At 57.1% G+C, this 22,109-nt stretch carries 20 protein-coding genes; 10 read left to right on the forward strand and 10 right to left on the reverse strand.

The features are described from left to right. Positions 1 to 38 precede the first annotated feature (38 nt). The 6 genes from pagP to ACJTMZ_RS07305 all read right to left on the reverse strand — a co-directional run bounded on the left by pagP (position 39) and on the right by ACJTMZ_RS07305 (position 7,101). Positions 39 to 614 carry a lipid IV(A) palmitoyltransferase PagP gene (pagP, locus tag ACJTMZ_RS07280; protein WP_017382475.1) on the reverse strand — a complete coding sequence of 192 codons (576 nt, stop codon included), beginning with the start codon at positions 612 to 614 and terminating at the stop codon, positions 39 to 41. A 161-nt stretch (positions 615 to 775) separates the two neighbouring features. Then, positions 776 to 3,892: a CusA/CzcA family heavy metal efflux RND transporter gene (locus ACJTMZ_RS07285; RefSeq protein ID WP_252010892.1), complete on the reverse strand. Its 3,117-nt coding sequence runs from the start codon at positions 3,890 to 3,892 to the stop codon at positions 776 to 778. Continuing rightward, complete coding sequence (locus ACJTMZ_RS07290; RefSeq protein ID WP_047057836.1) at positions 3,889 to 5,088, reverse strand: efflux RND transporter periplasmic adaptor subunit; 1,200 nt, start codon at positions 5,086 to 5,088, stop codon at positions 3,889 to 3,891. Before ACJTMZ_RS07290 ends, ACJTMZ_RS07285 begins: the two co-directional genes overlap by 4 nt. After that, positions 5,085 to 6,341 carry a TolC family protein gene (locus tag ACJTMZ_RS07295; RefSeq protein ID WP_047057838.1) on the reverse strand — a complete coding sequence of 419 codons (1,257 nt, stop codon included), beginning with the start codon at positions 6,339 to 6,341 and terminating at the stop codon, positions 5,085 to 5,087. The genes ACJTMZ_RS07290 and ACJTMZ_RS07295 overlap by 4 nt, the downstream gene beginning before the upstream one ends. Before the next feature lie 11 nt (positions 6,342 to 6,352). After that, positions 6,353 to 6,646, reverse strand: a complete 294-nt coding sequence (locus tag ACJTMZ_RS07300; RefSeq protein WP_045328957.1) for a copper-binding protein — start codon at positions 6,644 to 6,646, stop codon at positions 6,353 to 6,355. 53 nt (positions 6,647 to 6,699) lie between these two features. Beyond that, a complete protein-coding gene (locus ACJTMZ_RS07305; RefSeq protein ID WP_032620077.1) occupies positions 6,700 to 7,101 on the reverse strand; it encodes a hypothetical protein in 402 nt (133 codons plus the stop codon). 340 nt (positions 7,102 to 7,441) lie between these two features. Here ACJTMZ_RS07305 and dcuC point away from each other — a divergent pair, with 340 nt between their 5' ends. From dcuC to ptsP, 7 genes are all read left to right on the forward strand, one after another. Beyond that, positions 7,442 to 8,809, forward strand: coding sequence for an anaerobic C4-dicarboxylate transporter DcuC (gene dcuC, locus ACJTMZ_RS07310; RefSeq protein ID WP_017382481.1), 1,368 nt, complete (start codon positions 7,442 to 7,444; stop codon positions 8,807 to 8,809). Between the two features lie 94 nt (positions 8,810 to 8,903). Continuing rightward, positions 8,904 to 9,713, forward strand: a complete 810-nt coding sequence (gene rna, locus ACJTMZ_RS07315) for a ribonuclease I (protein ID WP_003858741.1) — start codon at positions 8,904 to 8,906, stop codon at positions 9,711 to 9,713. A gap of 173 nt (positions 9,714 to 9,886) precedes the next feature. Then, on the forward strand, positions 9,887 to 10,210 hold the full coding sequence (locus ACJTMZ_RS07320; RefSeq protein WP_017382483.1) for a PTS fructose transporter subunit IIB: 324 nt from the start codon (positions 9,887 to 9,889) through the stop codon (positions 10,208 to 10,210). A gap of 27 nt (positions 10,211 to 10,237) precedes the next feature. Then, a complete protein-coding gene (locus tag ACJTMZ_RS07325; RefSeq protein ID WP_017382484.1) occupies positions 10,238 to 11,488 on the forward strand; it encodes a PTS fructose transporter subunit IIC in 1,251 nt (416 codons plus the stop codon). Positions 11,489 to 11,499: 11 nt separating this feature from the next. Continuing rightward, positions 11,500 to 12,612: an aminopeptidase gene (gene ypdF / locus ACJTMZ_RS07330; protein ID WP_252010893.1), complete on the forward strand. Its 1,113-nt coding sequence runs from the start codon at positions 11,500 to 11,502 to the stop codon at positions 12,610 to 12,612. Continuing rightward, positions 12,585 to 13,625 carry an aminopeptidase gene (ypdE, locus tag ACJTMZ_RS07335; RefSeq protein WP_058686157.1) on the forward strand — a complete coding sequence of 347 codons (1,041 nt, stop codon included), beginning with the start codon at positions 12,585 to 12,587 and terminating at the stop codon, positions 13,623 to 13,625. Before ypdF ends, ypdE begins: the two co-directional genes overlap by 28 nt. Positions 13,626 to 13,647: 22 nt before the next feature. Beyond that, the gene (gene ptsP, locus ACJTMZ_RS07340; RefSeq protein ID WP_252010894.1) at positions 13,648 to 16,143 is read left to right on the forward strand and encodes a phosphoenolpyruvate--protein phosphotransferase; all 2,496 of its coding nucleotides are present in this window, start codon (positions 13,648 to 13,650) and stop codon (positions 16,141 to 16,143) included. Positions 16,144 to 16,146: 3 nt separating this feature from the next. Here the strand turns inward: ptsP and ACJTMZ_RS07345 are convergent, their stop codons facing one another. Together ACJTMZ_RS07345 and ACJTMZ_RS07350 are read right to left on the reverse strand one after the other, a co-directional pair. Continuing rightward, a complete protein-coding gene (locus ACJTMZ_RS07345) occupies positions 16,147 to 17,001 on the reverse strand; it encodes an AraC family transcriptional regulator (protein WP_063946092.1) in 855 nt (284 codons plus the stop codon). A gap of 1 nt (position 17,002) precedes the next feature. Then, the gene (locus ACJTMZ_RS07350) at positions 17,003 to 17,623 is read right to left on the reverse strand and encodes a flavin reductase family protein (RefSeq protein ID WP_003858756.1); all 621 of its coding nucleotides are present in this window, start codon (positions 17,621 to 17,623) and stop codon (positions 17,003 to 17,005) included. Positions 17,624 to 17,885: 262 nt separating this feature from the next. Between ACJTMZ_RS07350 and rnk the strand changes: the two genes are divergently transcribed. Together rnk and yldA are read left to right on the forward strand one after the other, a co-directional pair. Next, positions 17,886 to 18,296 (forward strand): nucleoside diphosphate kinase regulator, encoded by a 411-nt coding sequence (gene rnk, locus ACJTMZ_RS07355; protein ID WP_047737907.1) that lies wholly within the window; start codon positions 17,886 to 17,888, stop codon positions 18,294 to 18,296. 137 nt (positions 18,297 to 18,433) lie between these two features. Beyond that, positions 18,434 to 18,523 carry a small membrane protein YldA gene (gene yldA, locus ACJTMZ_RS07360; RefSeq protein WP_015571155.1) on the forward strand — a complete coding sequence of 30 codons (90 nt, stop codon included), beginning with the start codon at positions 18,434 to 18,436 and terminating at the stop codon, positions 18,521 to 18,523. Between the two features lie 10 nt (positions 18,524 to 18,533). Here the strand turns inward: yldA and ACJTMZ_RS07365 are convergent, their stop codons facing one another. Continuing rightward, positions 18,534 to 19,772 (reverse strand): zinc-dependent alcohol dehydrogenase, encoded by a 1,239-nt coding sequence (locus ACJTMZ_RS07365; RefSeq protein ID WP_015571156.1) that lies wholly within the window; start codon positions 19,770 to 19,772, stop codon positions 18,534 to 18,536. 181 nt (positions 19,773 to 19,953) lie between these two features. Here ACJTMZ_RS07365 and uspG point away from each other — a divergent pair, with 181 nt between their 5' ends. Then, the gene (gene uspG, locus ACJTMZ_RS07370; RefSeq protein ID WP_006809652.1) at positions 19,954 to 20,382 is read left to right on the forward strand and encodes a universal stress protein UspG; all 429 of its coding nucleotides are present in this window, start codon (positions 19,954 to 19,956) and stop codon (positions 20,380 to 20,382) included. A gap of 59 nt (positions 20,383 to 20,441) precedes the next feature. On the opposite strand, the gene ahpF is transcribed toward uspG, so the two are convergent. Then, positions 20,442 to 22,007, reverse strand: a complete 1,566-nt coding sequence (gene ahpF, locus ACJTMZ_RS07375; RefSeq protein ID WP_017382489.1) for an alkyl hydroperoxide reductase subunit F — start codon at positions 22,005 to 22,007, stop codon at positions 20,442 to 20,444. Positions 22,008 to 22,109 lie beyond the last annotated feature (102 nt).

A 22,109-nucleotide genomic window follows, 5' to 3' on the forward strand; every position in this document is an offset into this window, starting at 1 on the left:
TCTGTGCGTTTTTTGGCCGATTTAGCAGAAAAATTCAGTTAAAACTGAAACCGCATCCAGGCAAAGTAAACGTTACCGTTGTTATAGGTACCCGGTATGTAGGTCATCTGAAACGTTGCCGGACCATAGCCGATGGAGGCAAGCGGCAGCAGTACCGGAACAGGAATGTATTTCCAGTTATCACGCGCCGTGAACCCTGCCGTATAGCCCAGCCCCAGACGGAAGTTGTCGTCTGATAACGGGCGCCAGGTTTTTTCCCAGCCGTAGCCACCAATAGGCTCCCATTTATTGTAGGAGTCCTTAAACGCCATCAGGTACAGGCCATGCCAGTTACCTTTTTCATCCCAGCGAGACTGACCGAAGCCGGCCCCCCACGGACGCTCGTTATAACGGTCAGTTTTTTCTTTATCGTAGGCAAAACGTGCATGCCACGTAATGGCCGGAATATAGAGATCGTAATGCTCAGGTTCGTTCCATGTTTGCGCGACGTTATCCGTGAAGGTGGTGAACCAGCCTTTATCCGCTGTATTGCTGTCTGCATTAACCGCAGACGCAAACGATAACTGCCCAATAATAAACAACAAAATCAGGGGGAATTTAATTCGTACAATCACAATGCCATTACCATATTTAGTATTCGGTGCAGACCTTAACACAGAATACTTGAATGAACGCTTAACAGCATGAGTGTTATTCCTAATTACCATCCCGTTCCTGGGAATAATCTGAGGATACATAAACTGCATGCCTGAATAAGCACATGCAGTTGACATATTTAACGTTGATGTAACAATTTGTAGAGTGCGGGAATAACTAACATCGATAATAACGGTGCCGTTACCATGCCACCAATCATCGGCGCGGCAATACGTTGCATCACCTCTGAGCCACTCCCACTGCCCCACATGATGGGCAGCAGTCCCGCCATAATAGTGGCGACCGTCATCACCTTCGGACGCACGCGCAGAACGGCACCTTCGTGGATCGCCCGCATCAGCACCGTATTTCCCCCTTCTGGCTCCAGCCTGTGATATTTATCGAGCGCATGATTCAAATAAAGAACCATAATTACGCCGAATTCTGCCGCCACCCCGGAAAGGGCGATAAAGCCAACGGCCCCCGCCACTGACAAATTATATTCAAGCAGCCACAGTAACCACACGCCCCCAATAAGCGCGAAAGGCAATGTCCCCATTATTATCAGGACATTTGATATCCGCCTGAAGGTTAACCATAAAAGGACGAATATAATCATCAGCGTGACAGGTAAGACTATTTTGAGCGTCGCGGTCGCCCGTTCCAGATATTCAAACTGCCCGGACCAGGAGAGAGACACGCCCTGCGGCAATACCACCTTCTCCTCCACCCGTTTTTGCATTTCATCCACGGCGGACTTCAGATCGCGCCCGCGCAAGTCCACGTAGATCCAGCTGGAAAGGCGCGCGTTTTCACTTTTTAGCATCGGTGGGCCTTCCGTCACGACGATATCGGCCAATTCCCCCAGCGCCACCTGGCTACCGCTGGCGGTCACTACCGGCAACACCCGCAACGTGTCGACGTTATCACGCAAATCGCGGGGATAACGCAGGTTGATGGGATACCGCTCGCGTCCCTGGATCACCTCGCCAATGTTATCACCCCCGACCAGCGTGGAGACCAGGCTTTGCAGTTCATCGACGGAAACGCCGTAGCGCGCGGCTTTTTGCCGGTCGATACGTATATCCACGTAGCGCCCGCCTTCCAGACGCTCCGCCAGCGCAGAGGAGACGCCAGGAACGTCCTTCACCACCTGCTCAATCTGCCGGGCCACGCGCTCAATGTCGGCAATATTATTGCCGTTCACCTTAATGCCGACAGGGCTTTTGATCCCGGTTGCCAGCATGTCCAGGCGGTTACGGACAGGCGGCACCCACACATTGGCAATACCCGGCAGCGACACGGTTTTATCGAGCTCCTCCACCAGCTTTTGCGGCGTCATTCCTGGCCGCCACTGCTCGCGGGGCTTAAAGTGAATGGTTGTTTCCAGCATGGTTAATGGCGCGGGATCGGTTGCCGACTCCGCGCGACCGGCTTTGCCAAACACGCTCGCGACCTCCGGTACGCTTTTGATCAAGCGGTCCGTCTGCTGAAGCAGCCGCGATGCCTCGCGAGCAGAGATCCCCGGCAGCGTGGAGGGCATATAGAGTAAATCCCCTTCATCCAGCGGCGGCATAAATTCGCTTCCCAGGCGGCTCAGCGGCCAGAGCGTGGCGATCAGCAGCAGACATGCCAGTGCCAGCGTCATTTTCGGGAAGGTCAGTACCTTGTCCAGCAGCGGCTCATACAGGCGGATCAGGAGGCGGTTGATCGGGTTTGCCTTCTCATCCGGGATTTTCCCGCGAATGAAAAAGCCCATTAGCACCGGCACCAGGGTGATCCCAAGCCCGGCGGCCACGGCCATCGACCAGGTTTTGGTGAACGCCAGCGGCGAGAACATTCGCCCCTCCTGCGCTTCCAGCGAAAAAACCGGTATAAATGACAGCGTGATGATTAACAGGCTGCAAAACAGCGCCGGTCCCACTTCAACCGCCGCCTTTTCCGCCAGACGCCAGTATTCCCCCGGCGCGGGCTCCTTGCCCGGATTATCATGCCGCCACTGCTCCAGCACCTTATGCATGTTTTCAATCATCACAATTGCCGCATCCACCATCGCCCCGATGGCAATGGCGATCCCGCCGAGCGACATCATATTCGCGTTAATGCCCTGATAGTGCATCACCACAAAAGCACCGAGGATCCCCAGCGGCAGAGAGACCATCGCCACCAGCGCGGAGCGCAGGTGGAAAAGGAACAGCGCGCACACCAGTACCACCACGGCAAACTCTTCGAGCAGCTTGTGCGTCAGCGTTTTGACCGAGTCCTCAATCAGCGTGGAACGATCGTAGACCGGAACAATCTCGACGCCCTGCGGCAGCGTTTTTTGCAGCTCGCTCAGTTTCGCTTTTACCGCACGAAGCGTTTCCAGCGCATTCTGCCCGTAGCGCATCACGATCACGCCGCCAGCGACCTCCCCTTCACCGTTAAGCTCCGCCACGCCCCGGCGGATCTCCGGGCCAATGCCAATGGTGGCGACATCTTTCAGCAGGACAGGTACGCCATCGCGGGTGGCGATCACCACATTGCGAAAATCCTCCAGCGAGCGCAAATAGCCTGTTGTCCGCACCATATACTCCGCTTCGCCCATCTCCAGCAGGGCGCCGCCGCTCTCTTTATTGGCGGCCTGCACCGCGCCGGATAGCTGGCTGTGGGTAATATTCAGCGCGCGCATCTTCGCCGGGTCCGCCACGATCTGATACTGACGCACCATTCCGCCAATACTTGCCACTTCAGATACATTCGGTACCGTCTTAAGCTCGAACTTAAGCGTCCAGTCCTGAAGGGCCCGCAGATCTGCCAGGCTGTGTTTTCCACTACGGTCGATCAGCGCATATTCGTAGATCCAGCCCACGCCCGTCGCATCTGGCCCCAGCGACACCTTCACGCCTGGCGGAAACTGCGCCTGTACCTGGCTTAAATATTCCAGCACCCGGGATCGCGCCCAGTAGAGATCGGTGCCATCCTCAAACAGCACATACACATAAGCGTCACCAAACATTGAAAAACCACGCACGGTTTTAGCTCCCGGCACAGACAACATGGAGGTTGTCAGGGGCCAGGTCACCTGATCTTCAATCACCTGCGGCGCTTTTCCGGGGTAACTCGCTTTGATAATGACCTGCACATCAGACAGATCGGGCAACGCGTCCAGCGGCGCGCGCTGCACCGCCCACCAGCCCCAGCCGGCCATCATCAGCGCGGCCAGGATCACCAGCAGGCGGTTACGCAACGAGGCGCGAATCACAGCGGCAATCATGGCGTCACCTCCGGCATCACGCTACGCAGGCTGGCTTCGGAATCAATGAGGAATTGCCCGGACGTCACCACCTTATCGCCCTCTTTGACCCCGGACAGGATCGCCGTCCAGCCCTGCGCCGTCAGGCCGGTTGTCACCGTCACAGGCTGGAAATAACCGTCCCCGGTGGCCAGCAGCAGACGCGCAGACTCTCCGCTGTTAATCACCGCCTCTTCCGGCACCGCCAGCACCGGCGGGCCTTTCATCTCTTCCGCACGCCTGACGGAGAGGTACATGCCTGGCTTAAGCTTATGTGCGGTATTTTCCAGCACGATACGGGCTTTCAGGGTTCGCGTGGTCGTCTCCATCTGCGGCAGCAATTCGCTGACCGTGCCGTGGAATTGCTCCCCCGGCCAGCTTTCTGACGTTGCGACCACGTTGCTGCCCACTGCCAGAGACTGCGCCTGCGTTTGCGGGTAGTCGACCACCAGCCAGACAGGATCGAGGCTGGCGATCTCAAACAGCGGCGCCGTTGCGGTTATTTGCGCCCCTTCCCGCACGTCCAGCTTCACCACATAGCCCGCCCGGTCAGCGCGCAGGGTGAGCGTGGTCTGCGGCTTACCGCTACGCTCCAGCAAACGAATGACCTCTTCCGGCATAAACTGCAACGCCAGCCGCTCGCGTGCGGCGCGGGTCAATGCGGCATCGCCAAGCTGACGAACCGCGAGGTACTCCTGCTGGGCGGTGGTCCATTGCGGGATCCACAGTTGCGCCAGCGCCTCTCCGGCTTTCACCTGCTGCTGCGGCGCATTAACAAACAATTTTGACACCACGCCATTGGCCGGGGCTGACACCACCGAGACGTTACGTTCATCCGTTGCAACCGTGGCAAAGGCCGAGAACGGCGAAACCAGCTGGCGCATCTCAACGTTGGCGGTTTTCATCCCCAGGTTTTGCTGCTGTTGAGTGCTGATGGCCACGCCCGACGCCGCCTGTGCTTCATCGGCGTAGCGCGGGACCAGATCCATATCCATAAAGGGGGATTTACCCGGCTTATCGAAGCGCTGACCGGGCACCATAGGGTCGTACCAGTAAAGCACCTTACGTTCAGAGGGTTGTGCAGCCGCAGCCGGCTGATGCGTCTGCTTCTTTCCGACAAAATAGCCGCCAGCGGCAGCTATCGCGATGGCAATCGCCATTAACGTTGTTTTTTTCATTGCGCCAGCTCCTGCGGGATCAGCCAGTTCACGGCAGCCCAGGTTCGCGCCATTTCGCGCTCCGCCTGGTTCACCGCCAGTTCCGTATCCAGTACGCCACGACGCGCCTCCAGCAGGGCCGGAAGCGCCGACTGTCCAGAGCGATATTGCGCCGTCAGTACCGCCAGCCGTTGACGCTGCAACGGTAGTACCTCGTCCCGCTGTCGCTGCCACACCGTTTGCGCAGCCTGATACTGCGCCACCAGCGTTTGCACCTGGGCAATGTGTTCACGTTTGAGCAGCGTCAGTTGATCCACCGCCTGCATTGAGCGGGAAACATCGGCGGCGTAATCCTTGTCCTGACGTTTTGACTGGAACAAAGGCAGATCCACGCTGAACATCACGCCAGCCATATCGTCATAGCCTTCGGCGCGGTGGGCGTAATAGACCTCCACATCCACATCGGGTATCGCCGCCACGGCAGATTGCGCTGAACGCGCTTTCGCGGTCTCGGCTTCACGTCGTGCGGCCTCCACTTCCGGGTGCCTGACGCTCCCCTCCTGCAACGTTTTTTCATCGGCAGGAAGACGCTGATAGCGCGGCAGCGGACCGCGAACCGCCGTAATCGCGTGCCCCGTTAGCTCCAGCAGACGGCTTTGCGCCAGCTGCACATCCCGCTGCGCCAGCGTCTCTTTGTCGCGCATGGCGCTGAGGATCATTTGCAGGGCCAGTACGCTGTCCGGCGTGGCGCTTCCCGCCCCGACGCTCGCCTTCTGCACGCCCCGCTGGCGTTCGGTTTCACGGACCAGCGTTCTGGCCGTGTTCAGCGCCTGCTGGGCCAGCGCCAGATCCAGCCAGGCCTGGGCGGTATCACGCTGAAGCGCGGCGCGGACGGCTTCGGATTTTGCCAGCACGCTTCGCGCCTGCGCCTGAAAGGTCTGCGCTTTACGTTCCCGCTTCTCTGAGCTGACGTAGCTTTGCATGATGCCAACCTTCTGCATGGTCATCCCTTCGCGCGTCAGCCGCCGATCGTTGCTGCCCTGTACCGGCACGTTTTCGATACCGAATTTCAGTTTTGGGTCAGGTAATTGCGTGGCGGAATCCGCCATCGCATCCAGCGCCTGCGCTTCGTTACGGCTGGCAGAGAGTTCTGCCGAGTAGCGCTGGGCTTCGGTCAGGGTGTGTTCGAGCGTCCACGGCTCCGCCTGCGCGGCGGAGGTTAACAGGCCGAACAACACCCCACCGAGCCACAGGCTCAGTGTGTGTTGTTTCATGGTGACCTCGCTTAGCGCGCTGGCGTCAGCGAGATAATCTGGAAACCGTCACCCGCACGCTCAAGCGTGAAGGTCACTTCATCCCCTGGTTTGGCGTCATTCAGCGTGGCGCCGGCAGATAAAGTAAACGGCATGGTCATTGCTGGCCATTTTAGTTCCGGTATGGCCTCGTGCCGGAGCATGACGGCGCTGTCAGAGATCGACTGAACCACGCCGTGGCCCTGCCAGGTCTGGTTTGCCTGTACGGTATAAGAAGCGAAAGAGACGGACGCGCCAACCAGCGCGGAAAGGAATACGGTACGCATGATAAAACTCCTGTTAAACGTTAAGTAAATAAAATCAACGAATTAACAGGTTTTTATTCCCGAAACCGGCAATAGCGGATCGTTGCCGGCGGCCCCACAGCAGGAGGGGTAACGGACCACGCAGAATGGCTTGCAGACGAGCACTCTGGCGTCGTTAAGGTCAGGGTCATGGCGGCAGGCAGCGCCACCAGATGCGGCTGGGCAGGATCTTTTTGTACCTGATCCGGCACACAATGTTTTTCACACAGCGGTGAAGCACCGGCAGCATAATGCGGCCCCGGTTGCGCCATCATCTCCATATGCTGGATGGTGGCTACCTCACCGCGCAAATCCATTGAACATTGATGGGAGGCGACGGCCACCTGACTCTGGATCAACAGCCAGCCAAACGCCAGCAAAAACATCAGCAGATGTTTTTTGATAAAGCGCAGGCGATATGTCCAGCTGGCGTGCATATTCAGATCGTCGGATAGGGTAAAAGTGAACCGAGTATAAGCAGGCAAAAGAATGAAAGAGAAGTGGTTTTAAAGAGATTTACGTTTTAAATCGATTGTCGGCAAGTAATACTCAAAACCTTAACACTTCACCATCATTTTAATGACATATAATATCTATTCATCAGGTCAATAACGTCTTAATATAAATGACGCAGGGTTAGCAAAAATATCGTCATCAGTGCCTTTAGTAGTCTCTTTCTTGATTTTAATCAGCAAGGACTGGACATTTATTCGGCACATTTCAGCTTCTTTTTTATTGATTATTTGTCTCTCGGGCAGCAAGGATACAGGGGAAATCATGCTTACTTTTCTCGAACTCCTCATTGGAGTCGTGGTCATTGTTGGTGTAGCACGCTACATCATTAAAGGTTACTCAGCCACCGGCGTGCTATTTGTCGGCGGCCTGACGCTGCTGATCATTAGCGCGCTAATGGGTCATCAGGTTTTACCCGCCAGCGAAGCCAGCACCGGATATACCGCTACCGATATTGTGGAATATATAAAAATTCTGCTGATGAGCCGCGGCGGCGATCTGGGCATGATGATCATGATGCTCTGCGGATTTGCTGCCTATATGACCCATATCGGCGCGAATGATATGGTGGTAAAGCTGGCTTCTAAGCCGCTGCAATATATTAATTCCCCCTATCTGCTGATGGTCGCGGCCTATTTCCTGGCCTGTCTGATGTCATTAGCCGTTTCCTCAGCAACGGGCCTTGGCGTGCTGTTAATGGCAACGTTGTTCCCGGTAATGGTTAACGTCGGGATCAGCCGTGGCGCAGCGGCGGCTATTTGCGCCTCTCCGGCGGCGATTATTCTCTCCCCTACTTCCGGTGACGTAGTGCTGGCCGCAAAAGCCGCGGAAATGTCGTTGATTGACTTCGCCTTCAAAACCACACTGCCGATCTCCATCACCGCTATTCTCGGCATGGGCGTGGCGCATTTCTTCTGGCAGCGCTATCTCGATAAGAAAGAGAACGTCAGCCACGAAATGATGGACGTCAGCGAAATCACCACTACCGCCCCGGCGTTTTATTCCATCCTGCCCTTCACGCCGATTATTGGCGTGCTTATTTTCGACGGCAAATGGGGCCCGCAGCTGCACATCATCACTATCCTGGTGATCTGTATGCTGCTGGCGGCCATCCTGGAATTCGTTCGTGGTTTTAACACCCAGAAAGTGTTCACGGGTCTGGAAGTTGCCTTCCGCGGTATGGCGGATGCCTTCGCGGGCGTGGTGATGCTGCTGGTTGCCGCGGGGGTGTTTGCCCAGGGGCTGAGCACCATCGGCTTTATTCAGAGCCTGATCTCTATCGCCACCTCGTTCGGCTCGGCCAGCATTATCCTGATGCTGGTGCTGGTGGTGCTGACCATGCTGGCGGCGATGACCACCGGCTCCGGTAACGCGCCGTTCTACGCCTTTGTTGAGATGATCCCTAAGCTGGCGCACTCCTCCGGCATCAACCCGGCTTACCTGTCCATTCCGATGCTTCAGGCTTCCAACCTGGGCCGTACCATTTCTCCGGTATCGGGCGTGGTGGTTGCGGTTGCGGGGATGGCGAAAATCTCTCCGTTTGAAGTGGTAAAACGCACGTCAGTGCCGGTGCTGGTTGGCCTGATTATCGTTATTATCGCCACCGAAGTGCTGGTTCCCGGCGCTGCCTAAGCGAAATTCCTGATTTCCAAAAAGCGCCTGCGGGCGCTTTTTGTGCTTTAATAACCCCCAGAAATTAATCGCGCCCAACCAATCAGGAAAGCAAATGTTCAGGAAGGATATCGTTATCCCGTCTGGCGCAGTAGCGCTTGCACTCTGTGTCTTCTCAATTCAGGCAGATCCGCTTAAGCCAACCCAGTACGGCGATTTCGATCGCTACGTTCTGGCCCTTTCCTGGCAAACCGGATTTTGCCAGAGCATGGTCGAACGTAACCGTGACGAACCGGAAGAGTGTCGCCTGCAAAAAGAGAGCAGCAACAAAACCGATTTTCTGACCGTCCACGGCTTATGGCCCGCGCTGCCGAAATCTATTGCCGCTCGCGGAGTGGATGAACGCCGCTGGATGCGCTTCGGCTGTGCCACTCGTCCGGTTCCGAATATGCCGGAAGCAAAAGCCAGCCGCAAATGTGACGCCGCAGAGACCGGACTATCGCTAACCGGCGCGGCGAAGCTGAACAGCGTGATGCCCGGCGCGGGCGGCAACTCCTGCCTTGAACGTTATGAATACGCGAAACACGGCGTCTGCTTTGGTTTTGATCCCGACGCTTACTTCGGCACCATGGTGCGCATGAACCAGGAGGTGAAGCACAGCGCGGCAGGAAAATTTCTGGCGGAAAATTATGGCAAAACCGTCCGCCGCAGCGACTTCGATGCAGCCGTGGCCAAAAGCTGGGGGAAACAGAGCGTAAAAGCGTTCAAGCTTACCTGCCACGGCAATCCGGCTTATCTGACCGAGATGCAGATCTCGCTGAACGCCAGCACCATCAACAACCCGCTCTCTGCCGGCTCCTTTGCGCCACAGCCGCATCCGGGCAACTGCGGCAAACAGTTTGTCATTGATAAAGCCGGTTACTGATGCTGCGCCGGGCACCTTTTTGCCCGGTTTTTCATTGATTTCCGTGATATGACGATTAACCTCACACTTCCGCTCACACGCATCATTTTTCCAGCTAAAGCATTATTAATCCGGTAAACATCACTGAAACCTCCCCGCCATAATCATGGCGTTATCTACAGGAGGAATTTCACATGGCTAAAAAACTGATTGCACTGTGCGCCTGCCCGATGGGCCTGGCACATACCTTCATGGCAGCCCAGGCGCTGGAAGACGCGGCGACGGAAGCCGGTTATGAGGTAAAAATTGAAACCCAGGGCGCGGACGGGATCCAGAATCGCCTGACCCCGCAGGATATTGCCGACGCTGACATTATTATCCACGCCATCGCGATCACCCCGGAAGACAATGAGCGCTTCGAAACGCGCGACGTGTATGAGATTACGCTTCAGGACGCTATTAAAAACGCGGCAGGCACCCTGAAAGAGATCGAAGAGATGATTGCAGCAGAACAATAATAATCCTCACACCCAGGGGTTTTCGTCATGGCTATTAAAAAACGCAGCGCGGTTCGCCCGGACAGTCACGAGGGTGACACACTTGCCATCAAATCCGCACCGGTTGCCGCCGGTGCGTCTTTCTGGAAAGAGCTTCCACAGCACATTATGTCGGGGATATCCCGCATGGTGCCAACGCTTATCATGGGCGGGGTTATCCTCGCCATTTCACAGCTCATCGCCTACGTCTGGCTGGAGATCCCGCCTGACACCGGTATTCTCGACGCGCTTAACTCTGGCAAATTCACCGGTTTCAATCTCTCGGTATTGAAATTTGGCTATCTGACCGAATCGTTCGGCGGGCTGCTGTTCAGCTTCGCCATCCCGATGTTTGCCGCCTTTGTCGCCAACTCTATCGGCGGAAAGCTGGCCTTCCCGGCCGGGTTTATCGGTGGCCTTGTCGCCACGCAGCCGACGCTGGTGCTGAACTTTGATGCGGAAAAACTAACCTGGCTTGCCACCAAACCCGTGCCCTCCACGTTTATTGGCGCGCTGATTATCGCCATAGCCGCAGGCTATCTGGTCAAATGGCTGAATAGCCGTATTAACGTACCGCAGTATCTGCTGGCCTTTAAAAGCACCTTTCTGATCCCAATCCTCTCGGCGCTGTTTGTGATGCTGGCGATGTATTACATCATCACGCCGATTGGCGGCTGGCTGAATGCAGGTATGCGGACCGTACTGCTGGCGGCGGGTCAGGCGGGCTCAATGATGTACGCCATCGGGATGGCGGCGGCCACGGCGATTGATCTTGGCGGCCCCATTAACAAAGCGGCGGGATTTGTTGGCCTGGGGCTGACAACCGATCATGTCCTGCCCATCACCTCCCGCGCCGTGGCGATTGTTATTCCGCCCATTGGTCTGGGGCTGGCCACGCTGATTGACCATCGTCTGACCGGCAAACGCCTGTTTAGTCCGCAGCTTTATCCGCAAGGCAAAACGGCCATGTTCCTCGCCTTTATGGGCATCAGTGAAGGGGCCATCCCGTTCCTGCTGGAAAATCCGCTTGCGACGCTGCCGGCGTATATGGCGGGTGCGATCGCGGGTGCGATGACCGCCACCGCGCTCGGTGCCGTGCAGTGGTTCCCTGAATCGGCGATCTGGGCGTGGCCGCTGGTCACCAATCTGGGGGCGTACATGCTCAGTATTGTGGTCGGGGCGGCGATCACCGCGCTGTTGGTCGTGATTATTCGTAACAGTCTGCACAAGCGCGGAAAACTCGCTATCGACACGCTGTAACGGGGTGAACCATGGAATTACTGAGAAGGCTTCATGCCTGGCTGGCTGCGGAAAAACTGGACGGCGTGCTCATCTCTTCGCGCCAGAATAAACAGCCGCACCTGGGCATTTCAACCGGTTCGGGATATGTGCTGGTGACACAAACCGCGGCACATATCCTGGTGGATTTCCGTTACTACAGCGATATCGCTTCACGAGCGGCGGGCTATGAGATGCACCTGCTTAACACGGAGAACCCGTTTGCGCAGGCGGTGAACCAGATTATTGCGAAGGACAATCTCGCCCGTCTTGGCTTTGAGGGTGAATACGTGAGCTGGCAAACAGGCGTGCTGTGGCGCGATACGCTGAATACTACCCTTTGCAGCACCTCGCTCGACGCGCTGCGGCAGATAAAAAGCGCTGACGAAATCGACCGTATCCGTGCAGCATGCGGCATTGCCGACCGCGCCGCACGACACATCCGGCGTTTCATTCAGCCCGGTATGCGCGAGCGTGAAGTCGCTGCCGAGCTGGAGTGGTTTATGAAGCAGGAGGGTGCGGACAAGCCCTCTTTCGACACCATTGTCGCCAGCGGGCCGCGCGGTGCGCTGCCCCACGGCAAAGCCACTGATAAAGTGATTATGCCTGGCGAGATGATCACCCTTGATTTCGGCGCCCAACACCAGGGGTATTGCTCGGATATGACAAGGACCTTTCTTGTCGCCGGGCAAAACACGCCGCCGGAGGAGCACCCTCTCTATGCGGTGTACCAGATCGTTCTGGCGGCACAACAGGCGGCCATTGATGCCATCCGCCCCGGCGTTTCCTGTCATCAGATCGATAGCGCCGCACGTTCCGTGATTGAACGTGCAGGTTACGGCCCGCAGTTCGGGCATAACACCGGCCATGCCATTGGTATTGATGTACATGAAAATCCACGTTTTTCCCCTACCGACCGCACCCCGTTGCAGCCCGGCATGGTGCTGACCGTTGAGCCGGGGATCTACCTTGAACACCTGGGCGGGGTACGAATTGAAGATGTGGTGCTGGTGACGGAAACGGGCGCCGAGGTGCTTTATACCCTCGACAAACGGCTATTGCTGACGGGAGAACAAGAGTGGACAGAGATTTACTGTGCGCCCTGAGCGAAGCAGACGCCATTGCGGCCTCAGAGCAAGAGGTACGCGACATCCTGCTCAGTGAGGCGCAAAAATACCATAAAGAGGTTCAGTTTGATGGGCTGGGTTCCGTGCTTATCCGCGTCAACCAGAGCCGGGGCCCGAAGGTGATGGTCTGCGCCCATATGGATGAAGTCGGTTTTATGGTGCGTAGCGTCTCGCGCGAAGGGGCCATTGATGTCCTGCCCATCGGCAACGTGCGCATGATGGCCCGTACCCTTCAGCCGGTGCGCATCTCCACGCGTAACGGGGAAAAAATACCGGGCCTGCTGGATGGGGATCTGAAAGGAGAAAACGTTGACAATTTGCGTGTCGACATTGGCGCGACGTCGGCGGAGGAGGTATTCGCCACCGGTATCGACGCAGGCGACCGCGTGACGTTCGATACACCCTTTCAGACTCTTCCCCACAATCGGGTGATGGGTAAAGCCTTCGACGATCGTCTCGGCTGTTACCTGCTGATCGCGCTGCTGCGCGAGCTGCACCAGACGCCGCTCGACTGCGAGCTTTGGCTGGTGGCCAGCTCAAGTGAAGAGGTCGGCCTGCGCGGCGGCCAGACCGCCACGCGCGCCATTCATCCTGATATCGCGCTGGTGCTGGATACCGCCTGCTGGTCAAAAAATTTCGATTATGGCAGCGCCAACCATCGCCAGATCGGTGCGGGCCCGATGCTGGTGCTGTACGACAAAACGCTCATCGCCCCAGCCAAACTGATTGCGCTGGCTGAGACGATCGCGCGCTCGCAAGGGATCCCGCTGCAAAAAGACATGTTCAGCAACGGCGGAACGGACGGCGGGGCGATCCATCTGTCCGGCACTGGCGTGCCGACTCTTGTGCTTGGTCCCCCGACCCGACACGGGCACTGCGCGGCATCCATTGCCGACGAAAAAGACATTCATCACACCCAACAACTGCTTGTCGCGCTTGTGGCATGCATGAACCGTGAGACCGTGGATCATCTGACGGACTTCAGATGCTGATCTCACGCGGCCAGGAGGAAGTATGCTTTCAATTGAATTTTTCTGCCCACTGCCCAACGGCCTGCATGCGCGTCCGGCCTGGGCGTTAAAAGAGCAGTGCAGCGCATGGCGCAGCGACATCCGTTTTATCAACAGACGGCTTAACACTCACGCGGATGCCAAAAGCTCGCTGGCGCTGATCAGTACCGGTACGCTGTTTAATGACAGCTGCGTGCTGGAAATTAACGGCAGCGACGAGGAGCAGGCCCGACGCGTGCTGGAGGCGTATCTCACCGGCGCGTTTATCGACAGCGACAGTATTCCCTCCGGCGACGCGCCGCACGTTGCGCATCCCCTGCCCCGTTCGCTTGTAAGGCTTGCTCCCCACCTTCAGCACGGCATTACGCTCGCCAGTGGCATCGGGGCTGGCACTCTGCGAGGCTGGCAGAGCGATAACCTCAAACGTTATTGTCAGATCCCCGCCTCGCCGGAAGATATTACCCGCCTGGAACACAGCCTGGCGACACTGGCTGAACAGCTCAACCACCGTCTGCGCGGGCTGGACGGCGAGAGTAAAACCATTCTCAGCGCGCATCTTTCGCTGATCCAGGATGAGGAGTTTGGCGGCACCATACGCCGACTGATCGCCGAGGAGCGGCTAAGCCTTGCGGAGGCGATCATTCGTAATATGGAGCTGATCTGCGACAAGCTGTCGCTCTCCGCCAGCGACTACCTGCGTGAACGCGTCAGCGATATTCGCGACATCAGCGAGCAGCTTCTTAACATTACCTGGCCGGAGTTGCAGCAAACCTCCGCATTCACCCTCAGCGCTCCCACTATTCTGGTGGCAGAAGATCTGACGCCCAGCCAGTTTCTCAGCCTCGACACGCAGTATCTGAAAGGCATGGTGCTTGAAAAAACAGGCCGGACGTCGCATACGCTGATCCTGGCACGCGCGGCCTCCGTGCCTGTGCTGAGTGGTTTAACGGTCGCCTCGCTGGCGCCGTTGATGGGAAGAGAGGTCATTCTGGACGGCATCTGTAGCGTGCTGGTCGTTGAACCCAACGACGCGGTGAATGATTACTATAGCGTGGCGCAGCGCCTTGCCGACCGACGCCACCAGCAGCAGATCAAAGATGCGGGTCTTCCAGCACTCACCCGCGACAACGTACCGGTAGAGATTGCCGCCAACATCGGCAGCGCGCTGGAAGCGCCCGGGGCGTTTGCCTGCGGCGCGCAGGGTATCGGGCTGTTTCGCACTGAAATGCTGTATATGGACAGAGACTCCGCGCCGGACGAGCAGGAGCAATTCGAAGCCTATCAGCAGGTGCTGCTCTCCGCGCAGGGCAAGCCGGTCATCTTTCGCACAATGGACATCGGCGGCGATAAGCAGATCCCTTACCTGAACATTCCCCAGGAAGAAAACCCGTTCCTCGGCTATCGCGCCGTTCGTATTTATCCCGAATTTGCCGATCTCTTCCGCACCCAACTGCGCGCGATCTTACGCGCAGGCGCCAGCGGCAATGCGCTGTTGATGATCCCGATGGTGCACAGTCTCGATCAGATTTTATGGATCAAACAGGAGCTGCAAAACGTTCGTGACGCCCTGGCCTCACAGGGGTTACGTCACACCGCGCACCTGCCGCTGGGGATCATGGTTGAAGTGCCTTCAGTCTGCTTTATCATCGATCACTTCTGCGAAGAGGTGGATTTCTTCAGTATCGGCTCGAACGATATGACTCAGTATCTCTACGCTGTCGATCGCAACAACCCGCGCGTTTCGGGGCTGTATAACCCCATCACACCGTCTTTTTTACGCATGGTTCGCCAGATTGTCGCCGCAGCGCATCGTCACGGGAAATGGGTCGGCATTTGCGGGGAACTTGGCGGAGAGCAGCGCTACCTCCCTCTTCTGCTTGGTCTGGGCTTAGATGAGTTCAGCATGAGCGGGCCGCGCATCCCTGCGGTAAAAACCCAGCTGCGTCAGCTGGACATGGCAACCTGCCGGGCGCTGGCGGAAAAGGCCTGCGACAGCCGCAGCGCAGAGGAGATTGAAGCCCTGCTGGCGGATTTCACACCGGAAGCGCCGCCGCGTCCCTTGCTGGCCCTGGAGACTATCGTGGTCAATGAGCCGCTGACCTCAAAAGAGCAGGTGCTTCAGTTCTTATGCGGAAATCTTGCGATTCATGGCAGGACCGAAAACCCGCTCGAACTTGAAGAAGATCTCTGGCAGCGCGAAGAGATTGTCACCACCGCCGTCGGGTTTGGCGTGGCGATCCCTCACACCAAATCGCAATGGATACGCCACTCCAGCATCAGCATTGCACGCCTGGACAAGGCGATTGACTGGGAGTCGGATTTGGGCGATGTCGAGCTGGTGATCATGCTGACGCTCGGCGCTCAGGAAGGGATTAATCACGTGAAGGTCTTTTCCCAGCTGGCGCGGAAGCTGGTCAATAAAACGTTTCGCGAGTCGCTGTTTGCAGCAACGACGCCGCAAAGTATCCTGGATCTGTTGAACGCTGAAATCACGTTCTGACTGTCACTGAAAGCGTGCGCGATACTCCCCCGGCGTCAGGCCAAACTGGCGCCGGAACAGACGGCTAAAATAGTCGCTATCGGCATAGCCGCAGCGCTTCGCCACTTCCCCCACCGGCAGGTGGTATTTTTGCAGGATGGTTCTCGCCTTCGCCATACGCACCCAACGAACGTAATCCACAAAACTCATCGTCCCCTGTTGGGAGAACAGGCGTGACAGATGGTTAGCCGAAATATTAAAAAGCGCGGCGACGCTGTCCCGCGACAGGGATTCAGCATAGTTTTCCTGCACCCAGTTACAAATGCTCTGATAGAGGAAATCCCCGCGCGACAGTCCCGGTTCAGGCAGCGACGACACCACTTTCCGGCACCAGTGCAGCAGGCTCAGCACCAGCGGTTGAATAATGGCCTGATCCTGCGGGGAAGTGCTCAGGTGCGTCAGGGCCATCAGCATCGCGGCACATTCGCCTCGTTCAGGATGAGGAAGCTCAACGTGTCGCTGCGCAGGCACGGATCGCCCGTGACGGGTATCATGAAACACCAGCCCCAGCCACGACGGCGCAAAAAGAATGCTCAGCAGCATGACCGGTCGTTCAAACACCGGGACGCTGGCGGCCTGGGCGGGAAGAAACAGCATTTCCCCCTGGCAGAGGGTCTGCTGCCCGGTAACCAGTCTGTTGCCATATTCCCCGCGAAGAACGACATCAAGCCGTGGCCAGTCGCGGCTCACGCTTCCGACAGCGTCAGACGCGCCACGTTGAGCAAACCAGACTCGCCCCAGCTGCTGTGGGTTGAGCACCAGGCCGCTCAACAGATCGGCAAAAAACTGCTGATCGGCGGGCAACAGGGTTGCGCGCATATCACCCCCTGCGCGCATCCGGGCGTACCAGGTCGAAGCGATGGCTGTCACTGATGGCGTAGTAGGCTGTAGGTCCACCCGCACGCAGAATGGGCTGCGCTTTCGCGGTCTGGTATATCCCCTCTTCCAGCAAACTCTCGGCGATATGGACGCCCACGACTTCGCCGAGCACCAGCCAGGTATCAATCGGTGTCCCATCCGCGCCGGTAAGCTGAATGCACTGTGACAATCGACACTCGAAATTCACCGGGCTTTCCGCCACGCGCGGCGAGCTCACAAGCTGGCTGGCTACGGGCGTCAGGCCGGCAAAGGTAAATTCATCCTCGCCATGAGGGAGCGTGGCGGAGGTTTCATTCATCGCCTCGGCCAGATCGCGCGTTGCGAGGTTCCAGACAAACTCCCCCGTTTCGGTAATATTCCGCACGCTATCCTTCCAGCCGTTGCTTGAAAAACCAATGATCGGTGGGCGATAGTTAAAGCAGTTAAAGAAGCTGTACGGGGCAAGGTTCAGTTGACCGGCCTTATCACAGGATGAGATCCAGCCAATCGGACGTGGACCGATAATGGCGTTCAGCGGGTCGTGCGGCAGGCCGTGCCCCTGAGACGGTTGGTAAAAGTACATATCGCTCTCTCTACGCTGGGGCTGCAACGCGCATTGCCCGGGTTCAGTCTTTCCAGCGTAACGAAATTTCCGTTCAGCGTGAATCGGGACGCCGGGTTTATTGCCAAAAAGTCATATGGCGCATGATTGTGACCTTCATCACTTCAAACTTACGGTTTCAGACAGTATCATCAGATAAGTTAAACCCTCGCTGCCAGACGGCGAGGGTTTTCTTTTGGATTGGTTTCTGCGTTACACGCAGCATTAACGACATGGAGTAAAAATGTCCAGACCTACGATTATCATCAATGAACTCGACGCAGAACGTATTGACCGACTGTTGGAGAAACCAGAATTCGCCTCGCTGCCGGTAGCCGATGCGCTGAACGAAGAGCTCGACCGGGCGCAGATGTGTACGCCTGAGACCATGCCGCATGATGTGGTCACCATGAACAGCCAGGTGAAGTTCCGCAACCTGACCACCGGAGAGGAGCTCACTCGTACGCTGGTCTATCCGGGGCAGATGACCGACAGCAGCACGCAACTGTCGGTGCTGGCACCCGTGGGCGCAGCGCTGCTTGGACTGCGCACGGGCGATACCATCCACTGGGAACTCCCGGGCGGCGCCTCAGCTCACCTGGAAGTGCTTGAGCTGCTCTACCAGCCCGAAGCCGCTGGCGATTACCTGCGTTAATCCCTTCTGAACAAGCGACCCCGCTTTGCACAGAGGATGCACCCGCATCCTCTTTCCGCAAATTCACCCTATTGTGCTATACCGGACAAAAACCGCTTAATCCACGCTTAGTCTGTTGTAGTGCCGTGGGGACGGTCATGGGTGAGATACTTGTTATCACACTGGTTTTTCTCATCATCCTGGCGATCCTCGTCGTGGCGGTGCTGTATCTTGAGCGCCACTGGTGAGTGAGGAACCTCACACAACGCCGCCGGGGAAGGCATTCACCAGTCCCTTCACTTTCTGCTGCGCTGCCTCCGGGGTGTCTGCGCCAGGCACCAGGATCACCTTGCGGCACTCCTCCTCCCGTTTTTCGAAGATCTTATAGGCGCGTTCCGCATCAGCCAGCGGAAGATAGTGGGTCACAATATCTTCTGGGGTAAGCAGCCCTTTTTCGATGAGCGGCAGCAGCTCTCCCAGCCAGGCATGGACGTGGGTCTGCCCCATCTTAAAGCTCAGCCCTTTATCGAAGGCATCGCCAAACAGGAAGCCGTGAATAAAACCGGCGTACACGCCCGGCACGCTGACCACGCCGCCGCGCCGCACCGCAGCAATGCACTGGCGCAGGGCTTTGCCGCTGCTGCCTTCAATTTTCAGGTTACTGAGGATCGTTTCCGTGGTGCTGCCTTTGGCCTCAAACCCGACGGCATCAATCACCGCATCCACTCCGCGCTGTCCGGCCGTTTGCTCAATGATTTTCTCCGCCGCGTCGTTATCGTCATCAAAGTTAATCGGGATCGCGCCGTAGCGCTCCTGGGCAAACCGCAGTCGATAGGGATGATGGTCAACCACGAAAATCTGCTCTGCGCCGAGAAGCCGCGCGCAGGCAATGGTCAGTAACCCCACCGGCCCGGCCCCGAATACGGCGACGCTGGAGCCTTTCTGGATCTGCGCATTTTTTGCCGCCTGCCAGGCGGTAGGCAGAATATCTGACAGGAAAAGCGCTTTGTCGTCAGACAGCAGCTGGGGCACTTTAAACGGCCCCACGTTGCCTTTCGGGACGCGCACATACTCCGCCTGTCCGCCCGGCACGCCGCCGTAAAGATGGCTGTAGCCAAACAGCGCGGCAGGGGCGGGAATTTGCTTTTTGTTCAGCGCCGCGCCCTGCCCGCGGTTCGTGTTTTCGCAGGCCGCGTACTGTTGCATCTGGCAAAAGAAGCAGTCACCGCAGGCAATCACAAACGGGATCACCACCCGGTCACCTTTCTGCACGTTTTTCACTTCGCTCCCGCACTCCACCACCTCGCCCATAAATTCATGACCAAAGATATCGCCGTGCTGGACCTTGGGAATTTTTCCGCGATAAAGATGCAAATCAGAACCACAGATCGCCGTGGCCGTTACGCGCAGGATGATATCGTCAGGCTGTTCGATGCCCGGATCGGGGACATTATCGACCCGAACATGATGCGGACCGTGATAGGTGAGAGCTTTCATGCAACCTCCGAAAGGGTGTGGGTAAGCTTATAAAAGGGTAGCTATCTCTCGGGATCTGCCCCGGAATCCGGCTGTTTTGAGATTTATCCTGGCGAGATAAAAAAGTGCTGTCGGGATTACAGAAACCTTTTATATTTTGTGGTTGAATGATTTCAGCGTTTATAAACAAGGAGAAACGGTTATGTATCAAACAATCATTATGCCGGTTGATGTTTTCGAAATGGAACTGAGTGATAAGGCTGTACGTCACGCGGAATTTCTCGCGCAGCAGGACGGAGTTATTCATCTTCTGCATGTTTTACCGGGCTCTGCCAGCCTGAGCCTGCATCGTTTCGCTGCTGATGTGCGTCGTTTTGAAGAGCATTTACAGCATGAAGCCGAGACACGCCTGCAAACCATGGTCGGGCACTTCAGCATCGATCCTTCCCGCATCAAAACCCACGTCCGGTTCGGTAGCGTGCGCGACGCCGTTAATGAGCTGGCGGGGGAATTAAATGCCGACGTGGTAGTGATTGGTTCACGTAACCCTTCCATCACCACTCACCTGCTGGGGTCGAACGCCTCCAGCGTGATCCGCCACACCCACATTCCGGTGATGGTCGTGAGATAAAAAAAGAGGCCACCTTTTGGTGGCCTCTGGCATTGCAGGTGTCGTCTTGCTTTCTTTTATTATGCGGTTTTGGTGCGGATCAGATAATCAAACGAGCTCAGCGACGCTTTCGCACCTTCACCGGTGGCGATGATGATCTGTTTGTACGGCACGGTGGTGCAGTCGCCCGCCGCAAACACGCCCTTCACGCTGGTTTCGCATTTCGCATCAATGATGATCTCGCCCATGCGGTTGCGCTCAATCGCGCCTTCCAGCCAGGTGGTGTTTGGCAGCAGGCCAATCTGAACAAAGATCCCTGCCAGCGCCACGCTGTGGATATCGCCACTCACGCGGTCACGGTATTCCAGACCGGTCACTTTGCTGCCGTCGCCTTTCACTTCTGTCGTCTGGGCATTGAGCACAATATCGACGTTATTCAGGCTACGCACCTTATCCTGCAACACCTGGTCCGCTTTCATCTCCGGGGCGAACTCCAGCAGGGTAACGTGTTCAACAATTCCCGCCAGATCGATAGCCGCTTCCACGCCGGAGTTACCGCCGCCGATCACCGCGACGCGTTTACCTTTGAACAGCGGGCCGTCACAGTGCGGGCAATAGGTCACGCCTTTGGTGCGATACTGATCTTCGCCCGGGACGTTCATGTTGCGCCATTTCGCGCCGGTGGCAATGATCACGCTGCGCGCCTTCAGCACCGCGCCGGACGCTGTTTCAATCTGGTGCAAACCACCCTCGACCGCCGCCGGAACCAGTTTGCTGGCGCTCTGGCTGTCAATGACATCCACGTCGTAGTCGCTGACGTGCGCTTTCAACGCCCCGGCCAGCTTCTGGCCTTCGGTTTTCGGCACGGAAATGTAGTTTTCAATGTCAACGGTATCCAGAACCTGACCACCGAAACGCTCCCCCATCAGACCGGTACGGATCCCTTTACGTGCGGAGTAGACCGCTGCCGCCGCGCCCGCCGGGCCGGAGCCAACAATCAGTACGTCGTACGCATCGCGTTGGTTCAACTCTTCCGCCGCACGTTTTTCTGCGCCGGTATCCACTTTGGCGACGATTTCGGTCAAGGTCATACGCCCCTGGCCGAACTCCTGACCATTCAGGTAAACCGCCGGAACGCCCATCACGTTGCGCTCGGTGATTTCGTTCTGGAACGTACCGCCGTCAATCGCCGTGTGCTTAATGCGTGGGTTGAGGACTGACATCAGGTTCAGCGCCTGCACCACGTCCGGACAGTTGTGGCAGGAGAGTGAGTAATAGGTTTCAAACTCAAAATCACCGTCGATATCGCGGATCTGCTCCAGCAGCGCCTGCGCTTCTTTTGACGGATGACCACCGGTCCACAGCAGCGCCAGCACCAGCGAGGTAAATTCATGCCCCAGCGGAGAGCCCGCGAAACGCGGCCCCTGGTCAGACCCTGGGTTAGCGATCAGGAAAGAAGGCTTACGGACTGCCAGCGTGTTGTCTTCTTTGAAGGTCACTTTCGGCGACAGCTCAGCAATCTCTGTCAGCAGCGCTTTGATTTCTGCCGATTTCGCGCTGTCGTCCAGCGTGGCAATCAGCTCAACAGGTTTGGTCAGTTTCTCAAGGTAGGCCTTGAGCTGGGTTTTCATGTTAGCGTCGAGCATTATTCTTCCCTCTCTTAAAACGTCATCATGCAAGCCGCCTTATACGGGCTGCCTGAATGCAACTTGCATCATGGTGCTGGAATGAAATGGGCGCGGGGAGCG

Source organism: Enterobacter sp. DN (assembly GCF_046054285.1).
In the GTDB taxonomy this organism is placed as follows: Bacteria; Pseudomonadota; Gammaproteobacteria; order Enterobacterales; family Enterobacteriaceae; genus Enterobacter; species Enterobacter hormaechei_C.